We start from the raw sequence: 277 nt of genomic DNA, 5'->3' as shown, positions 1-277 counted from the left end.
GAACCGGCAGGCCGCCTTCGAGAGTCTGCTGGCGGCTGTTCGCGAACTCGACGTGACAGGGTGGGGCAGGCCTCTGGCCGCGCTCGCCGGCCAGATCTGGACGGTGCCCGGAGAGAACAGGCAGGTCGCCTTCGATAATCTGCTGGCGGCTATTCGCAAACTCAACGTGGCCGATCGGGGCCAGCCCCTGGCCGTGCTTGCGGACCAGATCAGGTGGTTGCCTGGAGTGAGCCAGCAGGCCGCCCGCGATAGTCTGAGCGTGAGCACGTGAATCAAT

General features: G+C 65.7%; 1 protein-coding gene. It reads left to right on the top strand.

Annotation, left to right across the window (positions count from 1 at the left end; translation table 11 throughout):
• Positions 1–271 (top strand): hypothetical protein (locus P0D80_RS51615; protein WP_408296776.1); only part of this gene is annotated, 271 nt, incomplete at its 5' end.
• Positions 272–277 lie beyond the last annotated feature (6 nt).

The sequence above is a fragment of the Paraburkholderia sp. RL17-373-BIF-A genome (assembly GCF_046030175.1).
In the GTDB taxonomy this organism is placed as follows: Bacteria; Pseudomonadota; Gammaproteobacteria; order Burkholderiales; family Burkholderiaceae; genus Paraburkholderia.
Note: the sequence above shows the minus strand (reverse complement) of the source record. Positions and strands in the feature narration are given on the sequence as shown.